Source organism: Streptomyces sp. ICN903 (assembly GCF_022015835.1).
In the GTDB taxonomy this organism is placed as follows: domain Bacteria; phylum Actinomycetota; class Actinomycetes; order Streptomycetales; family Streptomycetaceae; genus Streptomyces; species Streptomyces fenghuangensis.
Genome location: NZ_JAKMAY010000046.1, coordinates 1 through 26,584, shown reverse-complemented (window position 1 = coordinate 26,584; position 26,584 = coordinate 1). Strand labels below are relative to the sequence as shown.

The window sequence follows — 26,584 nt, the reverse complement described above, 5'->3', positions numbered from 1 at the left end:
ATCCCTGCCCGCCCCGCCCCGCCCGGAGCGGGTCCGTCCCGTGCCGCTGGCGGAGCTGGCCCGGCGGCTGGGGGTCGCGGCCCCCGAGGGCGACGCGGCCGTCACCGGCATCACCCACGACTCGCGCGCCGTACGCCCCGGCGACATCTACATCGCACGCCCGGGCGCCCGCTTCCACGGCGCGGACTTCGCCGTCCAGGCGGCCCGCCTGGGCGCCGTCGCGGTGCTCACCGACCCCACGGGCACCGAGCGGGCCGCCGCCACCGGCCTGCCGGTGCTGACGGTGGCCGAGCCGCGCGAGGTGACGGGCGACCTGGCCGCCGCCATCTACGGCGATCCGGGCCGGGACCTGCTGCAGATCGGCATCACCGGCACCTCCGGCAAGACCACCACCGCCTACCTCATCGAGGGCGGGCTGCGCGCGGCGGCGAAGGAGGGGGAGCCGACCGGGCTGATCGGCACGGTCGAGTCCCGCATCGGGGACGAGCGGATCAAGTCCGAGCGCACCACCCCCGAGGCCACCGAGCTCCAGGCGCTGTTCGCCGTGATGCGCGAGCGCGGGGTGCGCTCGGTGGCCATGGAGGTCTCCAGCCACGCGCTGGTGCTGGGCCGGGTGGACGGCTGCGTCTTCGACATCGCCGTCTTCAACAACCTCAGCCCCGAGCACCTGGACTTCCACCCGGACATGGAGGACTACTTCCGGGCGAAGGCGCAGCTGTTCACCAAGGCCCGCTCCCGCGCCGGCGTGGTCAACATCGACGACGAGTACGGGCAGCGGCTGGCCGCCGGCGTCAGCGAGGTCCCCGTCACCACCTTCTCCGCCGAGGGCCACCCGGACGCCGACTGGCGCGCGAGCGACGTGGAGATCGGCCCGCTCGGCTCCACCTTCACCGTCATCGGGCCGGACGGCGAGACGGTCCGCGCCAGTGCCCCCCTGCCCGGTCCGTTCAACGTCGCCAACGCGCTCGCGGCCATCACCGCCCTGGTCGCCGCCGGGATCGACCTGAGGACCGCGGCCGAGGGCGTCGCGGCGGTGCCCGGCGTGCCGGGCCGCCTGGAGCGCGTGGACGCCGGCCAGCCGTACCTGGCGGTCGTGGACTACGCGCACAAGCCCGACGCCGTCGACTCCGTGCTGCGCGCCCTGCGCAAGGTCACCGAGGGCCGGGTGCACGCGGTGCTCGGCTGCGGCGGCGACCGCGACCCGCACAAACGCCCCGCCATGGGCGCGGCCCTCGCCCGGCTGGCCGACACCGCCGTCCTGACCTCCGACAACCCGCGCTCGGAGGATCCGCTGGCCATTCTCGCCGCCATGCTCGCGGGCGCGGCGGAGGTCCCCATCCACGAGCGCGGCACCGTGCTGGTGGAGGAGGACCGGGCCGCGGCCATCGCGGCGGCCGTCGCCCGGGCTGAGCCCGGGGACACGGTGCTGGTGGCCGGCAAGGGCCACGAACTGGGCCAGGACATCGCCGGAGTGGTCCGCCCCTTCGACGACCGCGAGGTGCTGCGCGAGGCCGTCGAGCACGCGATGGCCGCCCGGCGGGACGCCGCGGGCGACGGGGACACCGGGGAGCGCGCGCCGTGATCCCGATGACCCCCGCAGAGATCGCCGGCATCGTCTCCGGCCGGGTCCACGACATACCGGACCCGGAGCCGACCGTCACCGGCCCCGTGGTCAAGGACTCCCGGGAGGTGCGCCCCGGCGCGCTCTTCGTCGCCTTCGGCGGGGCCCGGGTGGACGGCCACGACTTCGCCGCCCGCGCCGTCGCGGACGGCGCGGCGGCCGTGCTGGCCGCCAGGCCCGTCGGTGTGCCCGCGATCGTCGTGGACGACGTGGAGACCGCCCTGGGGGCCTTGGCCCGCCATGTGGTGCGGCGGCTGGGCACCACCGTCGTCGCCCTCACCGGCTCCGCCGGCAAGACCAGCACCAAGGACCTGATCGCCCAGCTCCTGCGGCGGCTGGGCCCGACCGTCTTCACCCCCGGCTCGCTCAACAACGAGATCGGCCTGCCGCTGACCGCGCTGAGCGCCGAGGAGGGCACCCGCCACCTCGTGCTGGAGATGGGCGCCCGCGGCATCGGCCACATCCGCTACCTGACCGGACTGACCCCGCCGCGCATCGGCGTGGTCCTCAACGTCGGGTCCGCGCACATCGGCGAGTTCGGCGGCCGGGAGCAGATCGCCCAGGCCAAGGGCGAGCTGGTGGAGTCCCTCCCGGCGGCGGACGAGGGCGGCGTGGCCGTCCTCAACGCCGACGACCCCCTGGTGCGCGCCATGCGCGCCCGCACCGAGGCACGCGTCCTCCTCTTCGGAGAGGCCGAGGAAGCCGACATCCGTGCCGAGAATGTCCGTCTCACCCCGAAGGGGCAGCCCGCCTTCACCCTCCACACCCCCACCGGGTGCAGCGATGTGACCATGCGCCTGTACGGTGAGCACCACGTGTCGAACGCGCTCGCCGCGGCCGCCGTAGCCCACGAGTTGGGCATGCCCGCCGACGGGATCGCCACCGCGCTCTCCGAGGCCGGCACGCTCTCCCGCTGGCGGATGGAGGTCACCGAGCGCTCGGACGGCGTGACCGTCGTCAACGACGCCTACAACGCGAACCCCGAATCCGTGCGGGCCGCGCTCCGCGCACTCGCAGCCATGGGCAAGGGGCGTCGCACGTGGGCGGTGCTCGGCGAGATGGCCGAGCTCGGCGAGGAGTCGCTCGCCGAGCACGACGCGGTCGGACGGATGGCCGTCCGGCTCAACGTCAGCAAGCTCGTGGCGGTCGGCGGCCGGGAGGCCCGCTGGATCGACATGGGCGCCAAGAACGAGGGTTCGTGGGGTGAGGAGTCGGTGCACGTGTCCGACGCGCAGGCGGCAATCGACCTGTTGCGCGACGATCTGCGGCCGGGGGATGTCGTGCTGGTGAAGGCCTCCAGGTCGGCCGGCCTGGAGCAGGTGGCGCTCGCGCTGGTCGAGGGCAGGGGTCTTTCCGCCGAGGGCAGGGGAGAGGTCGCCGGCCGATGATGAGGCAGATCCTCTTCTCCGGGGTCATCGGGCTCTTCCTGACCCTGATCGGCACTCCGCTGCTGATCAAACTGCTGGCCCGCAAGGGCTACGGGCAGTACATCCGCGACGACGGCCCGCGGGACCACCACAGCAAGCGCGGCACCCCCACCATGGGCGGCATCGCCTTCATCCTGGCGACGCTGATCGCCTACGGGCTCACCAAGGTCATCACCGGCGAGCCGCCGTCGTTCTCCGGCGTGCTGGTGCTCTTCCTGATGGCCGGCATGGGCCTGGTCGGCTTCCTCGACGACTACATCAAGATCGTCAAGCAGCGCAGCCTGGGCCTGCGGGCCAAGGCCAAGATGCTCGGCCAGCTCATCGTCGGCATCGCCTTCGCGGTCCTGTCGCTGAACTTCGCCGACGCCCGCGGCCAGACCCCGGCGTCCACCAAGCTCTCCTTCATCCAGGACTTCGGCTGGTCGATCGGCCCGGTGCTCTTCGTGATCTGGGCGCTGTTCATGATCCTGGCGATGTCCAACGGCGTGAACCTCACCGACGGCCTCGACGGTCTGGCCACCGGCGCCTCGGTGATGGTCTTCGGCGCCTACACCTTCATCGGCGTGTGGCAGCACCAGGACTCCTGCGCGCTGACCGGCAGCCCGAGCTGCTTCGAGGTACGGGATCCGCTGGACCTGGCGGTCGTCGCCTCCGCGCTGATGGGAGCCTGCTTCGGCTTCCTGTGGTGGAACACCTCGCCCGCCAAGATCTTCATGGGCGACACCGGCTCGCTGGCCCTGGGCGGCGCGCTGGCAGGCCTGGCCATCGTCTCCCGCACCGAGCTGCTGCTCGCCCTGCTCGGCGGCCTGTTCGTCCTCATCACCATGTCCGTCGTCATCCAGGTCGGCTCGTTCCGGCTGACGGGCAAGCGGGTCTTCAGAATGGCGCCGCTCCAGCACCACTTCGAGCTCAAGGGCTGGAGCGAAGTGCTGGTCGTGGTCCGCTTCTGGATCATCCAGGGCATGTGCGTGATCGTCGGAATCGGCCTGTTCTACGCCGGCTGGGCGGCCGGGAAATGACGCGCGGCCCCGTCGGCGAGGAGTTCGCCGGAAAGCACGTCACCGTCGCCGGTCTCGGCGTCTCCGGGATCCCCGCCGCGCGCGTACTGCGGTCCCTGGGGGCGGAGGTGACGGTCGTCAACGACGGCGACGACGAACGCGCCCGGCGGCAGGCCGCCGAGCTGGAGGAGCTGGGGGCCGCGGTGCGCCTCGGCGACGGGGCCACCCTGCCCGAGGGCACCGAGCTGGTCGTCACCACGCCCGGCTGGCGGCCGGACAAGCCGCTGTTCGCGGCGGCCGGGGCCGCGGGCGTACCGGTGTGGGGCGACGTGGAACTGGCCTGGCGGCTGCGCGGCCCCGGCGCCGCGCCCTGGCTGGCCGTCACCGGCACCAACGGCAAGACCACCACGGTGCGGATGCTCGCCTCCGTCCTCGAGGCCGCCGGACTGCGCACCGCGGCGGTGGGCAACATCGGTGTCTCACTGCTGGACGCGGTCCTGGGCGGTGAACCGTACGACGTGCTGGCGGTGGAGCTGTCCAGCTACCAGCTCCACTGGTCCTCCTCGGTGCGCCCCCACTCGGCCGCGGTGCTCAACCTGGCACCCGACCACCTCGACTGGCACGGCTCGATGGAGGCGTACGCCGCCGACAAGGGCCGGATCTACGAGGGCAACGAGGTCGCCTGCGTCTACAACACCGCCGACCCCCTCACCGAGGAACTGGTGCGCCGCGCCGACGTGGTGGAGGGCTGCCGGGCCATCGGCTTCACCCTCGGCGCTCCCGCACCGTCCCAGCTCGGCGTCGTGGACGGCGTACTGGTGGACCGGGCCTTCGTCCCCGACCGGCACAGGCGGGCCCAGGAGTTGGCCGAGGTCGCGGACGTCGATCCGCCCGCCCCGCACAACATCGCCAACGCCCTGGCCGCCGCGGCCCTGGCCCGAGCCTTCGGCGTGGAGCCGGCGGCGGTACGCGACGGTCTGCGCGCCTTCCGGCCCGACCCGCACCGCATCGAGCATGTCGCCGATGTGGGGGAGGTGGCCTACGTCGACGACTCCAAGGCCACCAACACCCATGCCGCCGAGGCGTCGCTGAACGCCTACGACCCGGTGGTGTGGATCGCCGGAGGGCTGGCCAAGGGGGCCGTCTTCGACGAGCTGGTGGCCGGGGCCGCGAAGCGGCTGCGCGGGGCGGTGCTGATCGGCGCGGACCGGCACCTGATCCGTGAAGCGCTGGCGCGACACGCCCCGGATGTCCCGGTCGTCGATCTCGACCGGACCGACACTGGGGCGATGGCGGCGGCGGTCGGCGAGGCCGCCCGGCTGGCCCGCCCCGGGGACACCGTCCTGCTGGCTCCGGCCTGCGCCTCGATGGACATGTTCACCAACTACCACGCGCGCGGGGAGGCCTTCGCCGCCGCGGTCCGCGACCTGGCCGCGGACCGCCCGGCGGCGCGGGAGCGATAACCCGCCGGTCCCCGCGCCGCGGACCGGCGGCCGGGGAGACAGGAGGGGACGGATGACGGCCGAGCGACCCGTACCGCCCGCGACGGCGGCCGCCACCGGCCTGGTGGGCCGTGTTCTGGCGGCCGTCGCCGCGGCGGTACCGGCCGTGTCCGCCCGGCCCGTCCCGGCGCCGGCGGGTACGGCCGGCGCGTCGCCGCCCCTGCCGCCGGTGCGCCCGGGGCACGGCACCGCGCTGCGCGAGGCCCAGCGCTCCCGCTCCGGGCCCCGCGCGGCGCGCCCGGGCACTCCGCGCGCCCCCCGCCCGGCCGACGCGCCCCGGGCGCCCGGCGGCGGGCGGGGCGCGCCCCGCAGCGCCCCGGCGCGCCCCGCCCGCGGCCCGCGCCGCGCCGCCGAGCGGGCGCGCGGGCTGTACCTGCGGGCGAAGCGCGCCTGGGACCGGCCGCTGACCGCCTACTACCTGATCCTCGGCGGCAGCCTGATGCTCCTCGGCCTCGGCCTGGTGATGGTCTTCTCGGCCTCGCAGATCGAGGCGCTGGGCTCCGGGCTGCCCTCCGCCTACTACTTCCGCAAGCAGCTGCTGGCCGCCGCTTTGGGCGGCGTCCTGCTGCTGGCGGCCGCCCGGATGCCGGTGGCCCTCCAGCGCGGGCTGGCGTATCCGCTGCTGGCCGTCTCCGTCTTCCTGCTCTGCCTGGTCCAAGTGCCGGGGATCGGGCACGAGGTCAAGGGCAACCAGAACTGGATCCAGCTCGGCGGCCCCTTCCAGTTCCAGCCCAGCGAGTTCGCCAAGCTCGCCCTGGTGCTGTGGGGGGCGGACCTGCTGGCGCGCAAGGGCGACAGACGGCTGCTGAACCAGTGGAAGCACATGCTGGTGCCGCTCGTCCCCGTGGCCTTTCTGCTGCTCGGCCTGATCATGCTGGGCCGGGACATGGGCACCTCGCTCATCCTCGCCGCGATCCTCGTCGGACTGCTCTGGCTGGCCGGTGCGCCGCTGCGGCTGTTCGCCGGGGTGCTCGCCGTCGCCGGGGCGCTGGGCACCCTCCTGATCGCGACCAGCGGCAACCGGATGGCCCGGTTCGCCTGCCTGGGCGCCACCGACCCCGGTCCGAACGACCAGTGCTGGCAGGCCGTCCACGGCATCTACGCCCTGGCCTCGGGCGGATGGTTCGGTACGGGACTGGGCGACAGCATGGAGAAATGGGGACAACTGCCCGAACCGCACACCGACTTCATCTTCGCCGTGACCGGGGAGGAACTCGGCCTGGCGGGGACGCTGCCGGTGCTCGCCCTTTTCGCCGCTCTAGGCTATGCGGGTATCCGCGTGGCCGGACGCACGGAGGACCCCTTCGTCAGGTACGCCGCGGGAGGTGTGACCACCTGGATCACGGCCCAGGCCGTGGTCAACATCGGTGCGGTGCTCGGCCTGCTGCCGATCGCCGGCGTCCCGCTCCCGCTGTTCTCCTACGGAGGTTCCGCCCTGCTGCCGACGATGTTCGCCGTCGGGCTGCTGATCTCCGCCGCGAGATCGGAACCCGCCGCGAAGGCGGCACTGGCCATGCGGCAGCCTGCTGTGAGAAAGAAGCTGGCTGGGGTGAGACGGAAGACGATGGGACGGAGTGCCGTACGGCGCCCGTCCGGAGAGCGGTGAAATTCGGTGCATGTCGTACTCGCCGGTGGGGGGACCGCCGGCCACATCGAGCCCGCGCTCGCCCTCGCGGACGCCCTGCGCAGGCAGGACCCGACCGTGGGGATCACGGCACTCGGCACGGAGCGCGGACTCGAGACCCGGCTCGTTCCGGAGAGGGGCTACGACCTGGAGCTGATCCCGGCCGTACCCCTGCCGCGCAAACCCACTCCCGAGCTGATCACCGTGCCGGGGAGGCTGCGCGGCACCATCAAGGCCGCGGAACAGGTCCTGGAGCGGACCAAGGCCGACTGCGTGGTCGGCTTCGGCGGCTACGTGGCGCTGCCCGGCTATCTCGCGGCCAAGCGGCTCGGGGTGCCGATCGTCATCCACGAGGCCAACGCCCGCCCGGGCCTGGCCAACAAGATCGGTTCCCGCTACACCGACCACGTGGCCGTCTCCACCCCGGACAGCAAGCTGCGCAACGCCCGCTACGTCGGCATCCCGCTGCGCCGCTCCATCGCCACCCTGGACCGGGCGGCGATGCGCGCCGAGGGGCGGGCCGCCTTCGGGCTCGACCCCGGCCTGCCCACCCTGCTGGTCACCGGCGGCTCCCAGGGCGCCCGGCGGCTCAACGAGGTCGTCCAGGCCATCGCCCCGAACCTCCAGCGCTCCGGCGTCCAGATCCTGCACGCGGTCGGCCCGAAGAACGAGCTGCCGCAGGTGGACAACATGCCCGGGATGCCGCCCTACGTCCCGGTGTCGTACCTGGACCGCATGGACCTGGCGTACGCCGCGGCCGACATGATGCTCTGCCGCGCGGGCGCGATGACGGTCGCCGAGCTGTCCGCCGTCGGACTGCCGGCCGCCTACGTCCCGCTGCCGATCGGCAACGGAGAACAGCGGCTGAACGCCCAGCCGGTGGTCAAGGCGGGCGGCGGACTCCTCGTCGACGACGCCGAGCTGTCGCCGGAGTGGATCCAGTCCAACGTCCTGCCGGTGCTCACCGACCCGCACCGGCTGTACGACATGTCGCGGGCCGCCGCCGAGTTCGGGCGCCGGGACGCCGACGAACTGCTGGTCGGCATGGTGTACGAGGCGATCGCGGCACACCGCCGGGGCTGAGGCCGCAGGCGGGGCGCGGGAGAGCAGGGAGCGTGGCCGGACGGACGGCGGCCGCCGGGCGAGGCGGCCGCGACCAGCGTGACCCCCACGGGCCGGGAGCGGGCTCGGGGCCGCCCCCGGCCCGGCCGGCCCCCCGGTGGACCGGGCGTCCGCGCGCGCCCCGTCCTCCGGAGGGCCGCGGACGCCGCCGTCTGCTGCTCGCCCTCGCCGTCGGCCCGGCGCTGCTGATCGGCGGTCTCGCCCTGTGGCTGCTCTACGGCTCCGCATGGCTGCGGGTGGAGAGCGTCACGGTCGCCGGCGAGAGAGCCCTGACGGAGCGGCAGATCCTCGACGCCGCCGACATCCCCCTCGGCGACCCCCTGGTCTCGGTCGACCCCGGCGAGGTGGAGCGGCGGCTGCTGGAGGCGCTGCCGCGGATCGACTCCGTGGAGGCGGCCCGTTCCTGGCCGCACGGCGTGGAGTTGACGATCCGGGAGAGAAAAGCCGTGGTCGTGATGGTGCAGGACGCGCGAAACGGGGAAGGCGGGGGGGACGAGGACGGCACGAGGGGGCGGCGCTATGCCGAGGTGGACGACGAGGGGGTGCTGTTCGGCACGGTCGCCGAACGGCCCGAGGGCGTCCCCCTCCTCGCGCTGGACCTCGCCGGATCCCCCAGTGGGCACCGCTTCGGGTCCGAGCGGATGCGCCAGGAGGCGGTCGGGGTCGCCGCGGCCCTCCCCGAGCGGGTGCGCCGCGACACCCGGACCATCCGGGTCCGCTCCTACGACTCCATCACCCTGGAGATGAGCGGCGGGCGCACGGTGGTGTGGGGGAGCGGCGAGGACAGCGACGCGAAGGCCAGATCACTCATCCTGCTGATGAAAGCCGCCGACGGCGCGGAGAGATTCGACGTGAGTGTCCCCGGCACACCTGCGGCGTCAGGGAGTTGACGTACGTATGTGCAGGCCAGCACCCTGGTTGGCTACCGCGTTGCCTGATCACATAGGGTGAGAGGAAAAACGGGAGGTTCGGCGTGTTCATTGAACGCGAACCACTTGTCGACCTAGTGTCCGTTCCAAAGAATCCGAGGAACGACAGGCATTGGTAACCCTAAACTTGAACGTTAGGGTTCGGGTCGGCGTCCGGACCGTCCCACTCGGCATAGGTCGGCGCACCGCAACCATCGTGGAGCGGCGACACGTAACTCGAGGCGAGAGGCCTTCGACGTGGCAGCACCGCAGAACTACCTCGCAGTCATCAAGGTCGTCGGTATCGGCGGCGGCGGCGTCAACGCCATCAACCGGATGATCGAGGTCGGTCTCAAGGGCGTCGAGTTCATCGCGATCAACACCGACGCACAGGCCCTGCTGATGAGCGACGCCGACGTCAAGCTCGACGTCGGCCGCGAGCTCACCCGCGGCCTCGGCGCCGGCGCCAACCCCGATGTCGGCCGCAAGGCAGCCGAGGACCACCGGGAGGAGATCGAGGAGGTCCTCAAGGGGGCCGACATGGTCTTCGTCACCGCCGGCGAGGGCGGCGGCACCGGCACCGGCGGCGCGCCCGTCGTCGCGAACATCGCACGTTCTCTGGGCGCCCTCACCATCGGCGTCGTCACCCGCCCGTTCACCTTCGAGGGCCGCCGCCGGGCCAACCAGGCCGAGGACGGCATCGCGGCCCTGCGCGACGAGGTCGACACCCTCATCGTCATCCCCAACGACCGGCTGCTGTCCATCTCGGACCGCCAGGTGAGCGTGCTCGACGCGTTCAAGTCCGCGGACCAGGTGCTGTTGTCGGGTGTCCAGGGCATCACCGACCTCATCACCACCCCCGGCCTGATCAACCTGGACTTCGCGGACGTCAAGTCCGTGATGTCCGAGGCAGGCTCGGCGCTCATGGGCATCGGCTCGGCACGCGGCGACGACCGCGCGGTGGCCGCCGCCGAGATGGCGATCTCCTCGCCGCTGCTGGAGGCGTCCATCGACGGCGCCCGCGGTGTGCTGCTGTCCATCTCCGGCGGCTCCGACCTCGGCCTGTTCGAGATCAACGAGGCCGCCCAGCTGGTGAGCGAGGCCGCGCACCCCGAGGCGAACATCATCTTCGGCGCGGTCATCGACGACGCCCTCGGCGACGAGGTCCGTGTCACCGTCATCGCGGCCGGTTTCGACGGCGGGCAGCCGCCGGCCAAGAACCGCGACAAGGTGCTCGGTTCGTACGCCGGAGGCAAGGAGGAGGCGCCGGCCGCTCCGCGCCCGGCGGCCTCCGAGCCCGACCGCCCGTCCTTCGGCGGGCTCGGCTCGGTCACCCCGCGCGAGGAGGAGCCGTCCCCGGCCGTCCCGCTGGCGGACTCCCCGTCCGCCTACGGCGCGGGTTCCTCCTCGCCGCTGTCCGGTGAGAGCGGTACGCCCGCGGCCCCGCAGGTTCCCCCGGCCCGCCCCTACCAGGACGGTTCGGCCGAGGAGCTCGACGTGCCCGACTTCCTCAAGTAGGCACCACGAGCGTGATAACACAGCACGACATCGTCAGCGGCGCGCACTTCGCCACCACCGACAGGTGGGGCGGGGTGAGCGCCGCTCCGTATGACGAACTCAACCTCGGCGGCGCGGTCGGGGACGACCCCGGCGCGGTGAGGGCCAACCGGGAACGGGCGGCGAGGGCGCTCGGCCTCGATCCGGCCGCGGTGGTCTGGATGAACCAGGTGCACGGGCGCGACGCGGCCGTCGTCACCGGGCCGTGGCGCGGCGACGCGCCGTGCGTGGACGCGGTCGTGACCGCCCGCCGGGGCCTGGCCCTGGCCGTGCTGACCGCCGACTGCGTCCCCGTGCTCCTCGCCGACCCCGTGGCCGGAGTGGTGGGAGCCGCGCACGCCGGGCGGCCCGGGCTGGTCGCCGGGGTCGTCCCGGCGGTGGTCGAGGCGATGGGCTCCCTCGGCGCGGACCCGGCCCGCACGGCCGTCCGTATCGGCCCCTCGGTGTGCGGGAACTGCTACGAGGTGCCGGAGCGGATGCGCGATGAGGTCGCGGCCGCGGTGCCCGAGGCGTACGCCACCACGAGGCGGGGCACCGCGGCGGTCGACGTCGCGGCCGGGGTACGTGCCCAACTGGCCCGGCTCGGAGTGCCGGAGCCGCCGGCGCAGCCGGTCTGCACGTTGGAGTCCCCGGACCACTACTCGTACCGCCGGGAGAGGACCACCGGACGGCTGGCCGGCTACGTATGGCTGGAGGCTCCGGCCCGCGGAGCGGGAGAGGCTGACGGGGAGGCCGTCGCGTGACCGATCGCAGAACCGACCACAGCGCCGACGGTGCCGGCCGCGGCACCGACCGCGGGGCCGAACTGGCCGCGAACCTCGCCCGGGTGGAGGAGCGCATCACCCGCGCTTGTGTCACCGCGGGGCGCGCGCGCGAGGACGTGACCCTGGTCGTCGTCACCAAGACCCGCCCCGCCGACGATGTGCGGCTGCTGGCCGGTCTCGGGGTGCGGCACGTGGCGGAGAACCGGGACCAGGAGGCGGCTCCCAAGGCCGAAGCCTGCGCGGACCTCCCCCTCACCTGGCACTTCGTGGGGCAGTTGCAGACCAACAAGGTCCGGTCCGTCGCCCGCTACGCCGACTTCGTGCACTCGGTCGACCGGCCCCGGCTGGTCGGCGCGCTCTCCTCGGCGGCCGAGCGCGAGGGCAGGCGGATCGGCTGCCTGCTGCAGGTCGCGCTCGACCGGGAGGCGGGTGCGGCCGGGGGGCGCGGCGGCGCGACACCGCGGGAGGTGGGGGAGTTGGCCGACGAGGTGGCCGCGGCCCCCGGCCTCTGGCTCGCGGGTGTGATGACGGTCGCACCCCTGTCCGGACCGTACGCCGGAAGACCGGGAGCCGCTTTCGAACGGCTGGGGGAGATCTCGACCGCCCTGCGGGCGGACCATCCCGGCGCGGACATGGTCTCGGCGGGGATGAGCGGGGACCTGGAGGAGGCGGTGGCCGCCGGGGCGACACATGTGCGTATCGGCAGTGCGGTACTCGGAGTACGACCCGGGCTCCGGTAACGTCGCCAAGCAGGTCGGACGACAGCAGAAAATATGGTCATTCCCGCCCAGTGTGGATGACCGCGTGAGCTCATGGGCACCGGTGACGGAGTCTTGGGTTTGGGGGCCTCCCCGTCGGAGGCACCGGAGGCAGAATGGGGTCTCCCCGCCGCAGGCAGGAGACGGGGCCTCCCCGCCGATGGCCGGGGAACCACCACAGAGCGGAGGACGCAGAGAATGGCCGGCGCGATGCGCAAGATGGCGGTCTACCTCGGCCTCGTGGAGGACGATGGGTACGACGGCCCGGGGTTCGACCCCGACGACGAGTTCGAGCCCGAGCCGGAGCCCGACAGGGACCGGCGGCACCAGACGCACCAGCCCGCGGCGGCTCCCGCGGCGAAGCCCGACGGGGAGCAGGAGCCCGAGGAGCCGGTGCGGGTCGTCCACCCCCCTGCCCACCGGGAGCGGGAGCAGGTGCCCGCGCTCGCTTCCGAAAACGGACGGCACGGGAGGATTGCCCCCGTGTCATCCATCACACCCGAACGCCAGAGCCTGGAGAAGAACGCACCGGTGATCATGCCCAAGGTCGTGTCCGAGAGGGAGCCCTACCGGATCACCACGCTGCACCCCCGGACGTACAACGAAGCCCGTACCATCGGGGAACACTTCCGGGAGGGCACTCCGGTGATCATGAATCTGACCGAGATGGACGACACGGACGCGAAGCGTCTGGTCGACTTCGCGGCAGGTCTGGTGTTCGGTCTCCACGGGAGTATCGAGCGGGTGACACAGAAGGTCTTCCTCCTGTCTCCTGCTAACGTCGATGTCACGGCGGAGGACAAGGCCCGCATCGCAGAGGGCGGGTTCTTCAACCAGAGCTGAGAGTCAGTGCAACCGGACGGGCCGGCCGACGGGCCGGACGCGACCAAAGGGGAGAGGGAAGCGCGCGATGGGCGTCGTACAGCAGGTGGTCCTCATTGTGCTGCAGGTCTTCCTGGTCGTGCTGATCTTCCGCCTGGTGATGGACTACGTCTTCATGTTCGCCCGCTCATGGCAGCCCGGCAAGGCGATGGTGGTCGTCCTGGAGGCCACCTACACTGTCACTGATCCGCCACTCAAGCTGCTGCGGAGGTTCATACCGCCGCTGCGCTTCGGGGGCGTGGCGCTCGACCTGTCCTTCTTCGTACTGATGATCATCGTCTACATCCTGATCAGTGTCGTGGCCAGGCTGTGAGCGATACGGTCTTGCCGATATGCCGATGACTTACGTTGAGGTGAAGAGATGCCGCTGACCCCCGAGGACGTGCGGAACAAGCAGTTCACAACCGTCCGCCTGCGAGAGGGCTACGACGAGGACGAGGTCGATGCCTTCCTCGACGAGGTCGAGGCCGAACTGACGCGCCTGCTCCGGGAGAACGAGGATCTGCGCGCCAAGCTGGCCGCCGCGACGCGGGCCGCCGCGCAGAACCAGCAGCAGGGCATGCGCAAACCCGAGCCCCAGCAGCAGCAGGAACGGCCGGGTCCCGTCCCCGCCGCCATATCGGGACCGCAGCCGGTCCCGCCGGGGCAGATGGGCGGTCCGCCCCAGCTGCCCGGCGGTGCGCCGCAGCTGCCGGCAGGTCCCGGCGGGCACGGCCCGCAGGGCGGACCCATGGGCCCCGGTCCGATGGGTCCGGGCGGCCCGGGTGGTCCCGGTCCGATGGGCGGCCACGGTGGTCCCGGCGGCCCGGGCATGCACCAGCAGGGTCAGGGTCCGGGCGGTGACAGCGCGGCCCGTGTGCTGTCGCTGGCGCAGCAGACCGCGGACCAGGCGATCGCGGAGGCCCGTTCGGAGGCCAACAAGATCGTCGGCGAGGCGCGCAGCCGCGCCGAGGGCCTGGAGCGGGACGCCCGCGCCAAGGCCGACGCGCTGGAGCGGGACGCACAGGAGAAGCACCGCGTCGCGATGGGCTCGCTGGAGTCCGCCCGCGCCACGCTGGAGCGCAAGGTCGAGGACCTGCGCGGCTTCGAGCGCGAGTACCGCACCCGCCTGAAGTCGTACCTGGAGAGCCAGCTGCGCCAGTTGGAGAACCAGGCCGACGACTCCCTGGCCCCGCCGCGCACCCCGGCCACGGCCTCGCTGCCGCCGTCCCCCTCGATGGCATCGGCGGGCGCACCGGGCGGTGGCGCCATGAGCGGCCACCAGTCCATGGGCGGCGGTCAGTCGATGGGCGGCCCGGGCGGCGGTCACGGCGGTCACAACCAGGGTGGCGGTCAGACCTACGGCGGGCAGCAGCAGATGTCCCCGGCGATGACCCAGCCGATGGCCCCCGTGCGGCCGCAGGGTCCGCAGCCGATGCAGCAGGCGCCCTCGCCGATGCGCGGCTTCCTCATCGACGAGGACGACAACTGACGCAGCCGCCGCGGGCGGCGGGCTGATCGGATCGGCATATCGCAGAGGGCCGGGTCCGGGATCTTCGATCCCGGGCCCGGCCCTCTGGTGTGTCTCCGTCCCCTCCGACCTCTCCGCCCGGGCCGTCCGTCCGGCCGGGCCCACCGGTACCCCGGGCCGGCGGGCGGCCCGGGGCACTGGTGACGGCCGGGCGGCTACACGCGGCGCAGCCGGAAGACCAGGGACAGCGACTCGTCCTCGAACGGCTCGCCGAAGGAGTCGTCTCCCGCGCCCTCCGCGCAGTCCGTCGCCAGGACCTCGTCCGCGATCAGGGACTGGTGCTCGGCCAGTGCGCGGGCGACCTCCTCGTCGTCCGACCGCCACCGCAGGGCGATCCGGTCGGCGACGTCCAGGCCGCTGTTCTTGCGGGCCTCCTGGATCAGCCGGATCGCGTCACGGGCGAGTCCCGCCCGCCGCAGCTCCGGGGTGATCTCCAGGTCCAGAGCGACCGTGGCGCCGGTGTCGGAGGCCACCGACCAGCCCTCGCGCGGGGTCTCGGTGATGATGACCTCCTCCGGGGAGAGGGCGATGGTCTCGCCGTCGACCTCCACCGCCGCCGTACCGGCGCGCAGCGCCGCCGACAGGGCCGCCGCGTCCGCCTCGGCGATGGCCTTGGCGACCGGCTGGGTGCGCTTGCCGAACCTTCGGCCCAGTGCCCGGAAGTTGGCCTTGGCGGTGGTGTCCACCAGGGAGCCGCCGACCTCGGACAGGGAGGCGAGCGAGGTGACGTTCAGCTCCTCGGCGATCTGCTCGCGCAGATCGTCGCTGAGCAGCTCGAAGCCCTGCGCCGCCAGCAGTGCGCGGGACAGCGGCTGCCGGGTCTTGACCCCTGACTCCGCGCGCGTGGCCCGGCCCAGCTCCACCAGTCGCCGCACCAGCAACATGTCGCGGGACAGGTCCGGGTCGACGGCGGACAGATCGGCCTCGGGCCAGTCGGCCAGGTGCACGGAGTCCGGCGCTCCGGGAGTGACGGGGACGACCAGGTCCTGCCAGACCCGCTCGGTGATGAACGGCACCAGCGGGGCCATCAGCCGGGTGACGGTCTCCAGCACGTCGTGCAGGGTGCGCAGCGCCGCCGCGTCGCCCTGCCAGAAGCGGCGCCGGGAGCGGCGCACGTACCAGTTGGACAGATCGTCCACGAAGGTGGACAGCAGCTTGCCGGTGCGCTGGGTGTCGTAGGCCTCCATGGCCTGGGTGCACTGGTCGACCAGGGCGTGCAGTTCGCTGAGCAGCCAGCGGTCCAGCAGCGGGCGGTCGGCGGGAGCCGGGTCGGACCGGGACGGCGCCCAGCCGGAGGTGCGGGCGTACAGGGCCTGGAAGGCGACGGTGTTCCAGTAGGTCAGCAGGGTCTTGCGGACGACTTCCTGGATCGTGCCGTGCCCGACGCGCCGCGCGCTCCACGGGGATCCGCCGGCGGCCATGAACCAGCGCACCGCGTCCGCGCCGTGCCGGTCCATCAGCGGGATGGGCTCCAGGATGTTGCCCAGGTGCTTGGACATCTTCCGGCCGTCCTCGGCGAGGATGTGGCCCAGGCAGACCACGTTCTCGTAGGAGGAGCGGTCGAAGACGAGCGTGCCGACCGCCATCAGCGTGTAGAACCAGCCGCGGGTCTGGTCGATGGCCTCGGAGATGAACTGCGCCGGGTAGCGCTTCTCGAAGACGTCCTTGTTGCGGTACGGGTAACCCCACTGGGCGAAGGGCATCGAGCCCGAGTCGTACCAGGCGTCGATGACCTCCGGGACGCGGACGGCCGTCAGCGAGCAGCCCTCGGCGGTGCAGCCGAAGACGACGTCGTCGATGTACGGGCGGTGCGGGTCCAGGCCGGACTGGTCGGTGCCGGTCAGCTCCGACAGCTCCGCCAGCGAGCCGACGCAGGTGAGGTGGCCCTCCTCGCAGCGCCAGATGGGCAGCGGGGTGCCCCAGTAGCGGTTGCGGGACAGGGCCCAGTCGATGTTGTTGTCCAGCCAGTCGCCGTAGCGGCCGTGCTTGACCGACTCCGGGAACCAGTTGGTCCGCTCGTTCTCCCGCAGCAGCTCGTCCTTGATCGCGGTGGTGCGGATGTACCAGGACGGCTGGGCGTAGTAGAGCAGCGCGGTGTGGCAGCGCCAGCAGTGCGGGTAGCTGTGCTCGTAGGGCAGGTGGCGGAAGAGCAGGCCGCGGGCGTCGAGGTCGGCGACCAGCGCTTCGTCGGCCTTCTTGAAGAACTGCCCGCCCACCAGCTCCAGGCCCTCCTCGAAGGTGCCGTCGGGCCGGACGGGGTTGACCACCGGAAGCCCGTAGGCCCGGCAGGTGAGCAGGTCGTCCTCACCGAAGGCGGGGGACTGGTGGACCAGACCGGTGCCGTCCTCGGTGGTGACGTACTCGGCGTTGAGGACGAAGTGGGCGCCCTCGATCTCCACCAGGTCGAACGGGCGGCGGTAGGCCCAGCGTTCCATCTCGCGGCCGGTGAAGGTCTGCCCGGTCGCGCTCCAGCCCTCGCCCAGCGCCTTGGCCAGCAGCGGCTCGGCCACCACCAGCTTCTCGGTGCCGTCGGTGGCCACCGCGTAGGTGACCTCGGGGTGGGCGGCCACGGCGGTGTTGGACACCAGAGTCCAGGGCGTGGTCGTCCACACCAGCAGCGAGGCCTCGCCGGCCAGCGGGCCGGAGGTCAGCGGGAAGCGGACGTAGACCGAGGGGTCCACGACGGTCTCGTAGCCCTGCGCCAGCTCGTGGTCGGACAGGCCGGTGCCGCAGCGCGGGCACCAGGGCGCCACGCGGTGGTCCTGGACGAGCAGGCCCTTGCCGAAGATCTCCTTCAGCGACCACCACACGGACTCGATGTAGTCCGGGTCCATCGTCCGGTAGGCGTCGTCCATGTCGACCCAGTAGCCCATCCGGGTCGTCAGCTCGGCGAAGGCGTCGGTGTGCCGGGTCACCGACTCGCGGCACTTGGCGTTGAACTCCGCGATGCCGTAGGCCTCGATGTCCTGCTTGCCGTTGAAGCCCAGCTCCTTCTCCACCGCCAGCTCCACGGGCAGGCCGTGGCAGTCCCAGCCGGCCTTGCGCGCCACGTGGTAGCCGCGCATGGTGCGGAAGCGGGGGAAGACGTCCTTGAAGACGCGGGCCTCGATGTGGTGGGCGCCGGGCATGCCGTTCGCGGTCGGCGGGCCCTCGTAGAACACCCACTCGGGGCGGCCCTCGGACTGCTCCAGGCTGCGGGCGAAGACCTTGTTCTCGCGCCAGAAGTCCAGCACGGCGCGCTCCAGGGCGGGCAGGTCGACCTGGGCGGGCACCGGACGGTACCGGGGCGGGGGCTGCGGGCTCATGGTGAGCTTCCTCCAACGGACGTGGTGACTTCCGCCGGAGGGACGAGACCACCGCCAGTCGGCGCCGGTGCCCGCGGTACCACCCTCCTTGGCGCCGGACGCGTACGCGGGTACGTGTCCGCCGCCCTCTCATTGGTGCGGCGATGCCGGTTCTACTCGCCGCCCGTCGCACCGCGTGCCGTGGCCGCATGTGCGCGAGGGCTTTCTTCCGGCGGCTCCGGGGTGATCTTCACGCCGCGCTCGCCCCCGGGCTCACACCGTCCCCGGGTCGCTCGTGGCCGCATACGGACGCTACTCGTCCCCTTCGACGCCTCTCGCTCAGCCCAAGTGTAAGGGTGCCTCCCAATGGGGACTGACCGGTTTTCCGCCCGCGGCGCAGGGCAGAACGCTTCGCGAGGGTGCGGCGCCGCGCCCTCGCGAAGCGGAGCGGCCCGGCGTGCCCTGTTGCCGCACGGTCGGTGCCGATTTATCGTTCCGGTCACGATTCATACACAAGATCACAATATGTGAAGGGGTCGCGGCCATGGTGGCGAGGGATTCCGCAGCGAGGAGGGCGCGAGCCGAAGACCCCCAGCCCACCGCGGGCGCCGGGGACGCCACGGGGGCCGGGGACACCGCGAGCGCGGGGAAGAAGCACTCCGGAGGGAAGTCCGCCGCGAAGAGGGCGGCGGCGAGCACGGGCGCCGGAAGGGCGACCGGCAGGAAGACAGGAGCCGAGACGGTGGTTGCCAAGAAGTCCACGACGGGAGCGCGGGCCGCCGGGCACGCCGCCCCGGTCCCCCCGGCTCGTACGGCCGCGGCCACCGCCGCCCCCGACGAGCTGGTCGTACGGCCCGGAGAGGAGCCCTGGACCGAGCAGGAGGTGGAGGAGGCGCGCGCGGAGCTGTCCTCGGAGTCCGAGCGGCTCCGTGTGGAGATCCATGCCGCGGAGGAGGCCCTCAACGGTCTGATGCGGGACTCGGCCGACGGAGCCGGGGACGACCAGGCCGACACGGGGACGAAGAACATCACGCGCGAGCACGAGATGGCCCTGGCGGAGAACGCCCGCGAGATGCTCTACCAGACCGAGCGGGCCCTGGACCGTCTGGAGGCCGGGACGTACGGCGTCTGCGAGAACTGCGGCAAGCCGATCGGCAAGGCGCGGATGCAGGCGTTCCCCCGGGCCACGCTCTGCGTCGAGTGCAAGCAGCGGCAGGAACGCCGCTGACCGCCGCCGGCCGCTGCCGCCCGCCGCCGCCCGGGCGTGACGTACCCTGCATCACGTGACAGAGGTGGAACGGTCCGGCGAGCAGCCGGGCGAGGCGCAGACCGAGACCGAGACCGTGGACACAGCCGCCGGCCGGGGTGCGGCCGAGGCCGGCGGCGGGTCCGGGGGCGACGGCGGGCCGGCCCCCCGCGGACGGCGGCGGACGGTGGAGCTCGCCATCGTGGCGGCCGTCGCCTACGCCCTGGACCTGGTCACCAAGATCCTCGTGGTCGAGAAGCTGGAGGGCCACGACCCGATCGAGGTGATCGGCACCTGGCTGCGGTTCCAGGCCGTGCGCAACCCGGGCGCGGCCTTCGGCATCGGCGAGGCCCTCACCATCGTCTTCACCGTCATCGCGGCGGCCGTGATCGTGGTGATCGCGCGGATCGCCCGCAAGCTCTACAGCACCCCCTGGGCCATCGCCCTCGGACTGCTGCTGGGCGGGGCCCTGGGCAATCTCACCGACCGGGTCTTCCGCTCGCCCGGGGTCTTCCAGGGGCATGTGGTGGACTTCATCGCGCCCGCCCACTTCGCCGTCTTCAATCTGGCCGACTCGGCGATCGTCTGCGGCGGGGTGCTGATCGTGCTGCTGTCCTTCCGGGGCCTGGACCCCGACGGGACCGTTCACAAGGACTGACGGCGCCCCGGCCGCGGCCGGGACCTCCCGGCCCGCCGGGAGAGGCCCCACCGGGTGCGTGCCCCCGCCCGCCGGGCGGGGACACCGCCGGCTTCCGGCATACTCGACCGGGTGAGCCAGCTTCCCGAGATCCGCACCCTGCCCGTACCCGACGGCCTGGAGGGCGAGCGCATAGACGCGGCCCTGGCCAGGATGTTCGGCTTCTCCCGTACGAAGGCGGCCGAGTTGGCCGCCACGGGGAAGGTCCGGCTCGACGGCGGTGAGGTCGGCAAGTCCGAGCGGGTGCGCGGCGGAGCCTGGATCGAGGTCGAGATGCCCGCGCCGCCCGCCCCGGTCCAGGTGGTGGCCGAGCCCGTGGAAGGCATGGAGATCGTGCACGACGACGACGACATCGTGGTCGTCGCCAAGCCGATCGGCGTGGCCGCCCACCCCAGCCCCGGCTGGAGCGGCCCCACCGTGATCGGCGGGCTGGCCGCCGCCGGCTTCCGCGTCTCCACCTCGGGCGCGGCCGAGCGGCAGGGCATCGTGCACCGGCTGGACGTGGGGACCTCCGGCCTGATGGTGGTCGCCAAGTCCGAGCGTGCCTACACCCTGCTCAAGCAGCAGTTCCGCGAGCGCACGGTCGACAAGCGCTACCACGCGCTCGTCCAGGGCCACCCCGACCCGCTCAGCGGCACGATCGACGCCCCCATCGGGCGGCACCCCGTCCACGACTACAAGTGGGCGGTCACCGCCGACGGCAAGCCGTCGGTCACCCACTACGACCTCATCGAGGCGTTCCGGGCCGCCAGCCTGCTCGACATCAAGCTGGAGACCGGCCGCACCCACCAGATCCGCGTCCACATGGCCGCCCACCGGCACCCGTGCGTCGGCGACACCACCTACGGAGCCGATCCGACGCTGGCCAGGCGCCTGGGGCTGACCCGGCAGTGGCTGCACGCGGTACGGCTGGGCTTCGAGCACCCGGCGGACGGCCGCTGGACGGAGTTCTCCAGCGACTACCCCGACGACCTGCAGACCGCGCTGGACAGGATCCGGGCCGAGAGCGAGTAGGGGGCGCGTACGCCGCGGGGCCGCGGCGTACGCGCGATGCGTACACCGCGGCCCGTGGGGCCCGTGCCGGGCCGACCGCTTCGGGGCCTCTTCTCAGCCGGGCTTCCGCGCGTCCGGTATCCCCGGCCGTCCGCCGTTCGCCCGGCCGTCCACACCCGCCTCCTCGCGCTCCGGCCCCCGCTCGAAGGCCGGGGCCGGAGCCGCCTGCGCGGTGGTGACGCGGGGCAGGGCGTAGGGGTGCTCCCGGTGGAGCCAGGTGATCAGCCCCTCGCGGACCTGGCAGCGCAGCGTCCAGATGTCGTCGGGGGTGCGTGCCGTCATCGTCGCGCGGACCTCGACCGTGGTGGGCGTGGAGTCGGTCACCACCAGGCCGTGGCTGCGGCCGTCCCAGGCGTCGCTGGCGCGCACGATCTCCTCGGTCTTCCGCCGGATCTCGGCGATGGGTGCCGAGTGGTCGAGGTGGAGGTAGACGGTGCCGGTCATCTGCGGGTTGCCGCGGGTCCAGTTCTCGAAGGGCTTGCTGGTGAAGTAGGACACCGGCATGGTGATCCTGCGCTCGTCCCAGGTGAGGACCACCAGATAGGAGGTGGTGATCTCCTCGACCGTCCCCCACTCGCCGTCCACGATCACCGTGTCGCCGATGCGCACCATGTCGCCGAAGGCGATCTGCAGGCCGGCGAAGAGGTTGCCCAGCGTGGACTGGGCGGCGATGCCGGCGACGATGCCCAGCACACCGGCGGAGGCCAGCATGGAGGCGCCCAGCTTCTCCATCGCGGGGAACTGCAGCAGCATCGCCGCGCCGGCGATCACGGTGACCACCGCCGTGGCCAGCCGCTTGATCAGCGTCAGCTGGGTGCGCACCCGCCGCACCCGCGCCGCGTCGTGGGCGATCCCGGCGTACCGGGAGTAGGCCGTCTCCACGACGGCGGTCAGCACCCGCAGCATCAGCCACGCGGCGGCCCCGATCAGTATCAGGTTCAGCCACAGGTCGACGGTCTTCTGGTGGTCCCTGGCCAGGTGCGTCTCGTCCGAGAAGGCGTTGAGCAGACCGACGAAGACCACCGCCTGGAGCGGGACCCGGCCGCTGCGCAGCAGGCCCCACAGCGGGGTCTCCGGATGCCGGGCGTCCATGCGCCGCAGCGCGCGGTCCACCGCCCAGCCGACGGCGAACGCCAGGATGACGGCGCCGCCGAAGACGATCAGCGGTCGCAGCACGTTCTCCATGGTGGTGTGAACTCCTCGCAAGACTCCTGGGGACGGAAGAAGGACCCCACCGACCGTACCTGGCACCATGGGAGGACTCCGCCTCCCGGCGCGGCGCCGTGACGTGGATCATGAGGCTGACCTGCTGAGGAAGTGACACCGTGCCCACCGTTGTGATGTTCCACTCCGCCTACGGACCGCGCCCCGCCGTCGAGGAGGCGGCCGTCAGGCTCAGGGAGGCCGGGCACGAGGTCCACACCCCCGACCTGTACGGCGGGCGCACGGCCCGGACGGTCGAGGAGGGCATGGCGATCAAGGACGAGATCGGCCGCGACGAGCTGCTGAGAAGGGCCGTCGCCGCCACCGCCGCGCTCTCCGGGCGCGGGGTGGTGTACGCCGGGTTCTCCCTGGGCGGGGCGATCGCCCAGAACCTCGCGCTCGCCGACACCCACGCCCGCGGACTGCTGCTCCTGCACGGCACCTCCGACATCCCCGAGGACGCGGCCGTCGACGACCTGCCCGTGCAGCTCCACGTCGCCGACCCCGACCCGTTCGAGCCGCACGACTGGCTGAACGCCTGGTACCTGCGGATGCGGCGGGCGGGCGCGGACGTCGAGGTGCACCGCTACCCCGGGGCCGGGCACCTGTTCACCGACTCCGGCCTGCCGGACCACGACAAGGAGGCGGCCGAGCGGACCTGGCGGACCGCGCTCGGCTTCCTGGCGGAGCTGGAGGAGCCGGCGGACCGCTGACCCCGGCGGGCCGCCGAGGCGTGTGCGGGAGGCCCGGGGCGGGCCTCCCGCACACGAGGGGCCCTCAGCGCACGGGGTCCTCCGCGCGCTCCACCCGCTGCGTGCCCGAACGGGTCCGGTAGGAGCGCACGTGGACGGCGGACGCCCGCGGGTCGGTCTTGTCCGACAGCGCGTAGTAGTCCATCTGGGTCCGCTCGGCGTCCACGTCGAGGACGCCGTAGCCGTGCGAGTCCATGTCGAGCCACTTGGTGTGCCGGTTGGCGGCGCGTATGGCGGTCTCCGCGACGGAGGAGACGGTGTGCGGCGGCACCCCCAGGATGTCGTCGATGTTGTCGGAGGTGACGGAGGTGACCACGAACTCCGTGGCCACCGGACGCTGGAGCGGATAGGTCGCGGCCCGCAGCGGCACGTCGTTGGCGAAGGCCATGTGGATGTCGCCGGTGAGGAAGACGGTGTTGCCGATGCCGCTCTCGCGCAGGTGCGTCAGCAGCTCGCGGCGGTCGTCGGTGTAGCCGTCCCACTGGTCGACGTTGACGGCCAGACCCTCGCGGGGCACGCCGAGCAGCTCGGCCAGCGGACCGAGCAGGTACGCCGGAACGGAGCCGAAGGCCATCGGGGAGATCATCACCGAGGTGCCCACCAGATGCCACCGGGCGCCGGAGGAGGCCAGGGAGGACTTCAGCCAGTCCAGCTGCGCGCGGCCGGTGATGGTGCGGTCGGGGTCGTCCACCTCGCCGCTGCCGATGCCCGCCTGGCGGTCGCGGAAGGAGCGCAGGTCGAGCAGGTGGAGGTCGGCGAGGTCGCCGAAGCGCAGCCGCCGGTAGACGGTGCCCTCGACGGAGGGGCGGACCGGCATCCACTCGAAGTACGCCCGGCGCGCGGCTGCGGCTCGCGCCTCCCACTCGCCCTCCGCGCCGGGGGTGTGGTTCTCCGCGCCGCCGGACCAGGCGTCGTTGGCCGTCTCGTGGTCGTCCCAGATCGCGATCACCGGATGCGCGGCGTGCAGCGCCCGGAGATCGGCGTCGCTCTTGTAGTGGGCGTGGCGCTGCCGGTAGTCGGCCAGCGTGACCGTCTCGTGGACGGGGCGCATCTCGCGGACGACGCCGTCCTTGAGCGGGTACTCGCCCTTGCCGTACTCGTAGATGTAGTCACCCAGGTGGAGGACGGCATCCAGGTCGGCACGGGCGGCGAGGTGGCGGTAGGCGGAGAAGAAGCCGCTCTCGTAGTGGGAGCAGGAGACCACCCCGAAGCGGACGCGGTCCGCGGCCGTGCCGTCGGCGGGAGCGGTGCGGGTGCGGCCGACGGGGGAGAGGACGCCCCCGGCCGAGAAGCGGTAGTGGTACCCGGTGGCCGGGCGCAGCCCGCGCACATCGGCCTTGACGGTGTGGTCGGCCTCCGCGGTGGTGGTGGTGCGGCCGGAGGCGACGACGCGGGTGAAGGCGCGGTCCTCGGCGACCTCCCAGCCGACCTCCACGGGCGCGCCCACTCCGGATCCGGGCGTCGCGTCGGGGGAGGGGGTGACACGGGTCCACAGCAGGACGCCGTCGGGCAGCGGATCGCCGGAGGCGACACCGTGGGCGAAGGCCGGGCCGTCCGCGGCCCGGGCGCGCTGCGGGGTGCTCAGCGGCAGCAGCGCGGCGCCGGCGGCGGTCGCGGCGGTGGCCGCGACGACCGTGCGCCGCGTGGGGGCAGGGGTGTGGGATGCGGTGTGGGTGTCGGTCACGGCCGCAGATGCTACGTGCCGGTAGAGCTACGGGACAGGGCACCGGAAAGAGTTCGCCAACCGGTCGAACGGCGTTGTCCTGAAAGAGGTGTGAGCCGTTCCCGGCCGCACCGGGCCGCACCGCACCGGGCCGCACCGCGCCGGGACACACGGCACCGCCGCACCGCCCCACCGGGACGGGACCGGCCCGCCGGTACGCCGCGCGAGGCGGCGCACCGGCGGGCCGGTCCCGTCCCGGCGCCGGCGGCACCGGGAGCGGTGCCGCCGGGCTGCCGGCCGGCTCACTTGACGCCGAGCTTCTCCAGTTCGGCGGGCAGCGTGCTGACCTCGACGTCCTTGCCGTCGATCCGGACGGTCGGGGTGCCCTGGACGCCGGCCTCGTTGAAGCTGTCGATCATCTCGAGCGCCCACTTGTCGTAGGTGCCCTTCTCGACGGCCGTCTCGAACTCCTTGTTGTCCTTGAGCGCGTCGACGTTCTCGGCGACCTTCAGCAGGTAGTCGTTGTCGGCGAACTTGTCCTGGTTCTCCGGCGGGTGGTGCTCGGCCGAGTACAGCAGGGAGTGGTACTCGCTGAACGCCTCGGTGCTCACGTCCAGCGCGGCGCCCAGGGCGCTGGTGGCGTTCTTGGAGCCGTCGCCGCCGAAGTTGCCGTCGATGATGCTGCCGAGGTGGATCTGCAGCTTGTACTTGCCGTCCTCGGCGCCCTTCTTGACCGTCTCGCCCAGGGCCTGCTCGAAGTTGGCGCAGGCGGGGCAGCGCATGTCCTCGTAGACGTCGATCGTCTTCTTGGCGTCCTTGTCGCCGATGAGGACGATCGTGCCGTTCTTCCCGGAGGAGTTGGCCGGCTTCACCAGCTTCTTGTCCGCCGCGTCGGCCCAGGACTTGTCACTGCCGCCGTCGTCCATGTTGGCGACGGCGAAGCCGACGCCGCCCGCGACCGCGAGGATCGCCAGCACCGAGCCGCCGACGACCGCCTGGCGGCGCAGCTTGTCCTTCTTGGCCTGCTTCTCCCGCTCGGCCCGCAGCCGCTCGCGGGCGGCGCGCTTGGCTTCCTGGCTGTTGCGCTTGCTCATGGGGGTGTGTTCTCCGTGTCCGGTTCGTGATGGGTGGGGACGGTGGTGCTCAGGCGGCGAGGGCCGCGGAGCACGGAGGTCCGCGCCGTACGACGGAGTGGGTCAGCAGGGGGAGCGCGCGGCGCGCGCGGGTGCGGCGGGCGGGGCGCAGCACCCGGCCGAGGGCCCCGTCGGCCGCGCTCGGGGCGCTCACGGCCAGCAGCAGCGGCCGGAAGACTGCCGCAGCGGCGGCGCGCAGCAGCCGGGCGAGCGCCGCGTCGCCCCGGTGCAGCCACGCGGCCGCGGCCAGGCCGACGGCCACGTGCGCGGCCAGCAGCAGCCACGGGGCGGCCGGGTGGGCGGCCGCGGGCAGCGGGGACGCGCCGGAGGCTGTCATCCGCGCCAGCGGCGTGCCGAAGTCGCCGCCCGCGCACAGCAGGTCCAGACCGACCGCCCGCAGCGGCCCGGCCACCGGGCCGCCGGCCTGCCCGTAGCAGGCGTGCTGGCCGGTGGTGAAGACGGTGTCGGCGGCCAGCTCCAGCGGCACCAGCAGTGCGGCGATCGCCCCGAAGCCCCGCTCGCGCCCGGCGAAGGCGAAGGCGATCACGAACACGACCGCGCCGACCGCCAGGAGCGGCGGGTACGGAACGGGGTTTGCGGAGAGCAGCACATGGGCACCCGCGGACAGGACGAGGCACAGCGCGGTGAAGACCGCGGCGCGCACCGCCCGGATGCCTGTGTCGGAGAAACCGGTCCTGCCCATCGCAGCCGAGTGTGCCACGGCTGCCGCTAAGAAGTGCCTAAAGAGCGGGCGCCGGGTGAGGATCGCAACACGAAGGACACCCGCGGCCGCGGGTGTGAGCGGTGTGACCTGTGTGGCGGCGGAGGTCCCGCGATGGGGGGCGCACGGGATCCCGCGAGGGCTCGCACGGGGGTGCGG

22 protein-coding genes are annotated in these 26,584 nt (G+C 72.9%); 17 read left to right on the top strand and 5 right to left on the bottom strand.

The features are described 5' to 3' along the window. The first annotated feature begins 4 nt into the window (after positions 1-4). The 13 genes from L7D48_RS07425 to L7D48_RS07365 all read left to right on the top strand — a co-directional run bounded on the left by L7D48_RS07425 (position 5) and on the right by L7D48_RS07365 (position 14,634). A complete protein-coding gene (locus tag L7D48_RS07425) occupies positions 5-1,582 on the top strand; it encodes a UDP-N-acetylmuramoyl-L-alanyl-D-glutamate--2,6-diaminopimelate ligase (protein WP_237878157.1) in 1,578 nt (525 codons plus the stop codon). Between the two features lie 5 nt (positions 1,583-1,587). Beyond that, positions 1,588-3,009, top strand: a complete 1,422-nt coding sequence (murF, locus tag L7D48_RS07420) for a UDP-N-acetylmuramoyl-tripeptide--D-alanyl-D-alanine ligase (RefSeq protein ID WP_256462545.1) — start codon at positions 1,588-1,590, stop codon at positions 3,007-3,009. Next, positions 3,009-4,067, top strand: a complete 1,059-nt coding sequence (gene mraY, locus L7D48_RS07415) for a phospho-N-acetylmuramoyl-pentapeptide-transferase (protein WP_237878156.1) — start codon at positions 3,009-3,011, stop codon at positions 4,065-4,067. Before murF ends, mraY begins: the two co-directional genes overlap by 1 nt. Continuing rightward, positions 4,064-5,509, top strand: coding sequence for a UDP-N-acetylmuramoyl-L-alanine--D-glutamate ligase (murD, locus tag L7D48_RS07410; protein WP_237878153.1), 1,446 nt, complete (start codon positions 4,064-4,066; stop codon positions 5,507-5,509). The genes mraY and murD overlap by 4 nt, the downstream gene beginning before the upstream one ends. 52 nt (positions 5,510-5,561) lie before the next feature. Next, complete coding sequence (gene ftsW, locus L7D48_RS07405; protein ID WP_237878152.1) at positions 5,562-7,154, top strand: putative lipid II flippase FtsW; 1,593 nt, start codon at positions 5,562-5,564, stop codon at positions 7,152-7,154. Positions 7,155-7,160: 6 nt separating this feature from the next. Then, the gene (gene murG, locus L7D48_RS07400) at positions 7,161-8,255 is read left to right on the top strand and encodes an undecaprenyldiphospho-muramoylpentapeptide beta-N-acetylglucosaminyltransferase (RefSeq protein WP_237878151.1); all 1,095 of its coding nucleotides are present in this window, start codon (positions 7,161-7,163) and stop codon (positions 8,253-8,255) included. A 32-nt stretch (positions 8,256-8,287) separates the two neighbouring features. After that, a complete protein-coding gene (locus L7D48_RS07395; protein WP_237878150.1) occupies positions 8,288-9,184 on the top strand; it encodes an FtsQ-type POTRA domain-containing protein in 897 nt (298 codons plus the stop codon). Positions 9,185-9,460: 276 nt separating this feature from the next. Then, positions 9,461-10,720, top strand: coding sequence for a cell division protein FtsZ (gene ftsZ / locus L7D48_RS07390; RefSeq protein ID WP_237878149.1), 1,260 nt, complete (start codon positions 9,461-9,463; stop codon positions 10,718-10,720). An 11-nt stretch (positions 10,721-10,731) separates the two neighbouring features. After that, a complete protein-coding gene (gene pgeF, locus L7D48_RS07385) occupies positions 10,732-11,502 on the top strand; it encodes a peptidoglycan editing factor PgeF (protein ID WP_237878148.1) in 771 nt (256 codons plus the stop codon). After that, positions 11,499-12,263: a YggS family pyridoxal phosphate-dependent enzyme gene (locus L7D48_RS07380; protein ID WP_237878147.1), complete on the top strand. Its 765-nt coding sequence runs from the start codon at positions 11,499-11,501 to the stop codon at positions 12,261-12,263. The genes pgeF and L7D48_RS07380 overlap by 4 nt, the downstream gene beginning before the upstream one ends. A gap of 216 nt (positions 12,264-12,479) precedes the next feature. Then, on the top strand, positions 12,480-13,124 hold the full coding sequence (locus L7D48_RS07375) for a cell division protein SepF (protein WP_237878146.1): 645 nt from the start codon (positions 12,480-12,482) through the stop codon (positions 13,122-13,124). 67 nt (positions 13,125-13,191) lie between these two features. After that, positions 13,192-13,476 carry a YggT family protein gene (locus L7D48_RS07370; RefSeq protein WP_093655225.1) on the top strand — a complete coding sequence of 95 codons (285 nt, stop codon included), beginning with the start codon at positions 13,192-13,194 and terminating at the stop codon, positions 13,474-13,476. A gap of 48 nt (positions 13,477-13,524) precedes the next feature. Continuing rightward, positions 13,525-14,634: a DivIVA domain-containing protein gene (locus tag L7D48_RS07365; RefSeq protein WP_237878145.1), complete on the top strand. Its 1,110-nt coding sequence runs from the start codon at positions 13,525-13,527 to the stop codon at positions 14,632-14,634. Between the two features lie 194 nt (positions 14,635-14,828). Here L7D48_RS07365 and ileS read toward each other — a convergent pair whose 3' ends face one another. Further along, positions 14,829-17,978, bottom strand: coding sequence for an isoleucine--tRNA ligase (ileS, locus tag L7D48_RS07360; protein ID WP_237878144.1), 3,150 nt, complete (start codon positions 17,976-17,978; stop codon positions 14,829-14,831). A 721-nt stretch (positions 17,979-18,699) separates the two neighbouring features. On the opposite strand from ileS, the gene L7D48_RS07355 reads away from it, so the two are divergent. The 3 genes from L7D48_RS07355 (at position 18,700) to L7D48_RS07345 (ending at position 20,914) form a co-directional block, all read left to right on the top strand. Further along, positions 18,700-19,185: a TraR/DksA family transcriptional regulator gene (locus L7D48_RS07355; protein ID WP_374491564.1), complete on the top strand. Its 486-nt coding sequence runs from the start codon at positions 18,700-18,702 to the stop codon at positions 19,183-19,185. A gap of 55 nt (positions 19,186-19,240) precedes the next feature. Further along, positions 19,241-19,861, top strand: coding sequence for a signal peptidase II (gene lspA / locus L7D48_RS07350; protein ID WP_237878143.1), 621 nt, complete (start codon positions 19,241-19,243; stop codon positions 19,859-19,861). Between the two features lie 111 nt (positions 19,862-19,972). After that, positions 19,973-20,914 (top strand): RluA family pseudouridine synthase, encoded by a 942-nt coding sequence (locus tag L7D48_RS07345; protein ID WP_237878142.1) that lies wholly within the window; start codon positions 19,973-19,975, stop codon positions 20,912-20,914. 93 nt (positions 20,915-21,007) lie between these two features. On the opposite strand, the gene L7D48_RS07340 is transcribed toward L7D48_RS07345, so the two are convergent. Further along, positions 21,008-22,138 carry a mechanosensitive ion channel family protein gene (locus L7D48_RS07340; protein ID WP_237878141.1) on the bottom strand — a complete coding sequence of 377 codons (1,131 nt, stop codon included), beginning with the start codon at positions 22,136-22,138 and terminating at the stop codon, positions 21,008-21,010. Positions 22,139-22,278: 140 nt separating this feature from the next. On the opposite strand from L7D48_RS07340, the gene L7D48_RS07335 reads away from it, so the two are divergent. Beyond that, on the top strand, positions 22,279-22,869 hold the full coding sequence (locus L7D48_RS07335) for a dienelactone hydrolase family protein (RefSeq protein WP_374491559.1): 591 nt from the start codon (positions 22,279-22,281) through the stop codon (positions 22,867-22,869). 64 nt (positions 22,870-22,933) lie between these two features. Here L7D48_RS07335 and L7D48_RS07330 read toward each other — a convergent pair whose 3' ends face one another. The 3 genes from L7D48_RS07330 to L7D48_RS07320 all read right to left on the bottom strand — a co-directional run bounded on the left by L7D48_RS07330 (position 22,934) and on the right by L7D48_RS07320 (position 26,407). Further along, positions 22,934-24,592: an alkaline phosphatase gene (locus L7D48_RS07330; RefSeq protein WP_237878140.1), complete on the bottom strand. Its 1,659-nt coding sequence runs from the start codon at positions 24,590-24,592 to the stop codon at positions 22,934-22,936. Between the two features lie 281 nt (positions 24,593-24,873). After that, positions 24,874-25,665 (bottom strand): thioredoxin domain-containing protein, encoded by a 792-nt coding sequence (locus L7D48_RS07325; protein WP_237878139.1) that lies wholly within the window; start codon positions 25,663-25,665, stop codon positions 24,874-24,876. A gap of 49 nt (positions 25,666-25,714) precedes the next feature. Next, positions 25,715-26,407, bottom strand: coding sequence for a hypothetical protein (locus L7D48_RS07320; RefSeq protein WP_237878138.1), 693 nt, complete (start codon positions 26,405-26,407; stop codon positions 25,715-25,717). Positions 26,408-26,584 lie beyond the last annotated feature (177 nt).

Bases quoted from the DNA above. Each gene is read 5' to 3' on its own strand.
- murF (WP_256462545.1), top strand. From the start codon at position 1,588: ATGACCCCCGCAGAGATCGCCGGCATCGTCTCCGGCCGGGTCCACGAC.
- mraY (WP_237878156.1), top strand. From the start codon at position 3,009: ATGAGGCAGATCCTCTTCTCCGGGGTCATCGGGCTCTTCCTGACCCTG.
- murD (WP_237878153.1), top strand. From the start codon at position 4,064: ATGACGCGCGGCCCCGTCGGCGAGGAGTTCGCCGGAAAGCACGTCACC.
- ftsW (WP_237878152.1), top strand. From the start codon at position 5,562: ATGACGGCCGAGCGACCCGTACCGCCCGCGACGGCGGCCGCCACCGGC.
- L7D48_RS07375 (WP_237878146.1), top strand. From the start codon at position 12,480: ATGGCCGGCGCGATGCGCAAGATGGCGGTCTACCTCGGCCTCGTGGAG.
- L7D48_RS07370 (WP_093655225.1), top strand. From the start codon at position 13,192: ATGGGCGTCGTACAGCAGGTGGTCCTCATTGTGCTGCAGGTCTTCCTG.
- L7D48_RS07365 (WP_237878145.1), top strand. From the start codon at position 13,525: ATGCCGCTGACCCCCGAGGACGTGCGGAACAAGCAGTTCACAACCGTC.
- ileS (WP_237878144.1), bottom strand. From the start codon at position 17,978: ATGAGCCCGCAGCCCCCGCCCCGGTACCGTCCGGTGCCCGCCCAGGTC.
- L7D48_RS07340 (WP_237878141.1), bottom strand. From the start codon at position 22,138: ATGGAGAACGTGCTGCGACCGCTGATCGTCTTCGGCGGCGCCGTCATC.
- L7D48_RS07325 (WP_237878139.1), bottom strand. From the start codon at position 25,665: ATGAGCAAGCGCAACAGCCAGGAAGCCAAGCGCGCCGCCCGCGAGCGG.
- L7D48_RS07320 (WP_237878138.1), bottom strand. From the start codon at position 26,407: ATGGGCAGGACCGGTTTCTCCGACACAGGCATCCGGGCGGTGCGCGCC.